Genomic DNA, 1,838 nt, shown 5'->3' with positions numbered 1-1,838 from the left:
GCAGCACGTGCTGGTGTCTGCCAAGGAACACATCACCCTGATGTGCGGCGGGGCCTACCTGACGCTCAAGGGCGGCAATATCGAGCTGGGCATGCCGGGGAATTTTACGGTCAAGGCGGCCAAGCACAGCCTCGTGGGCGGGGCCAGTCTTGCGGCGCAGTTGCCGAACTTCAACGTGGGCGATACCCAGCGGCGCTTCATGCTCAAACAGATCGATGGTCAGTCGGCCATGCCCAACGTGCCCTACACGATCACCCTGGCCAATGGCGAAATCGTCGAAGGCGTGACCGATGCGCAAGGCGCAACGCAGCTGCTGCAGAAAGATGCCATGAGTATTGCCAAGGTGAGCATGAAGCGTTCGAGCAAGCAAAGCGGTTCCTGATAGGAGACCAGTACATGTATGAGGTGCAGCCGAGGAAGAGGCTCAAGGACTACAACATCAAGCAGCAAGGAGACATTGTGCGTGATTACTACCGAGGTCTGGATTCTGGAAACACTCAGCTCCTGACGAAGCTCAAGCCTGTATTGAGCAACTTTCCGGCGGGGTACTGAAGCATGAAGGGCCTGATGTTTGCTGTGTCCTGTGGGGTTCTGCTGATGCCATGGCCAACATGGGCCGTGTCCAAACGTCCTCCGGAAACTCCAGTGACGATCAATTCCGGTCGTCCAATAGCGGACCTTCGACCTCTGTTGGCGGACACCAACAACCTGGAGATCACCCATGTGTTTCTCTGCCGTCGGACCGCCAGCAGGTGTTACGAAACGCTCTGGGATATTGACCTTCCCGACGGCTGGATTCAGCCGCAAATAGAGTTGTTGGGCGACTACCCCGGTGCTTTGCTCAGAACGCAGAACCGCAAAGCGCTACAGCCGGGGGGTAGTTACAACCTCAATATTCATTTCAAGGAGCGCGGTCGTTGGCATAAACAAACAGTATCCAGCACCTTTTTGGAGTTTTGTCTGATAGACGAAGGGGAGGGGGTAAAAGTCCAGGAATCGGCGCTTTGCCTGGCTCGAAGAAATGCCGAAGAGCGGCAATCACTGCCCTGAATCGATGGGGTGTAGCCCGTAATCTGGATGCTTGCTGTTCATGCCTCAATGAGGATAAGCACGATCAAAGATGAGCTGCAGATGAGGGCTGCCGACGTCGGCCAAAGGGGCAACTGAGTCCTTGGCAAAAATCGAATTCACATTGAAAAAACTGCGTCAGGGTACCAAGTCATGAAGTCTGATATATCGCCTTTATTCCTGTTGATCGCCCTGATCGCAACCTCTGTCCAGGCCGTTTCCAGAATGCCGCCAGCGACCCCAGTCTTGATCAGGGATAACCAGCCTGTCGTTGATCTGCGTCTCCTGTTGGCTGAAACCAACAATCTAGAAATTACGCATGTGCTTCTCTGCCGCCTTGGCGCTCAGCGTTGCGATGAAACGATATGGGACATTGCGCTCCCCGCTGGTTGGCAGCAGCCGGATCTCACCTTGTTTGGCAACTACCCGGGAGCAACCGTAAGGGTTCTCAGACATGAGGCTTTACAACCAGGAGGCAGTTACAACCTGTTCATTCATTTCAACGAGCGGAGCCGACTGCACCAGCAGACAGTCGACAACACCGTTACCGAGTTTTGCCTGGAAGAAAAATCTGACGCCTTGCGCGTCCTGACCCGCGCAGATTGTCGGGCTCGAAGGATCGCAGCGCAACATCAAGGAGGACCTGCACAATGAATGACGCCGTTCGGATGAGGACCATTTGCACCGCTGAAGCGATCACCCTGCCAGGCGGTGGCGACGTCCACCTGATCGCGCCGCCGCCCAAGCCCTGCGTGACCATCGTGGTGCAC

3 protein-coding genes and 1 pseudogene are annotated in these 1,838 nt (G+C 55.7%); all 4 read left to right on the top strand.

The features are described from left to right. Nucleotides 1-552: pseudogene (locus J5M73_RS30855) on the top strand (DUF2345 domain-containing protein); the annotation flags it as partial. 3 nt (nucleotides 553-555) lie between these two features. Beyond that, a complete protein-coding gene (locus tag J5M73_RS30850) occupies nucleotides 556-1,050 on the top strand; it encodes a hypothetical protein (protein WP_207816837.1) in 495 nt (164 codons plus the stop codon). A 171-nt stretch (nucleotides 1,051-1,221) separates the two neighbouring features. Beyond that, complete coding sequence (locus J5M73_RS30845) at nucleotides 1,222-1,722, top strand: hypothetical protein (RefSeq protein WP_102861888.1); 501 nt, start codon at nucleotides 1,222-1,224, stop codon at nucleotides 1,720-1,722. Further along, on the top strand, nucleotides 1,719-1,838 hold a 120-nt coding region (locus tag J5M73_RS32005; RefSeq protein WP_243433999.1), incomplete at its 3' end, for a hypothetical protein. The genes J5M73_RS30845 and J5M73_RS32005, both read left to right, overlap by 4 nt.

Source organism: Pseudomonas sp. 50_B, assembly GCF_017491625.1.
Taxonomy (GTDB): Bacteria; Pseudomonadota; Gammaproteobacteria; order Pseudomonadales; family Pseudomonadaceae; genus Aquipseudomonas; species Aquipseudomonas danubii.
This window is presented reverse-complemented; position numbering and strand designations above follow the sequence as displayed.

What these genes read in the sequence shown, in the direction of transcription:
- J5M73_RS30850 (WP_207816837.1), top strand. Translation starts at nt 556, where the DNA reads ATGAAGGGCCTGATGTTTGCTGTGTCCTGTGGGGTTCTGCTGATGCCA.
- J5M73_RS30845 (WP_102861888.1), top strand. Translation starts at nt 1,222, where the DNA reads ATGAAGTCTGATATATCGCCTTTATTCCTGTTGATCGCCCTGATCGCA.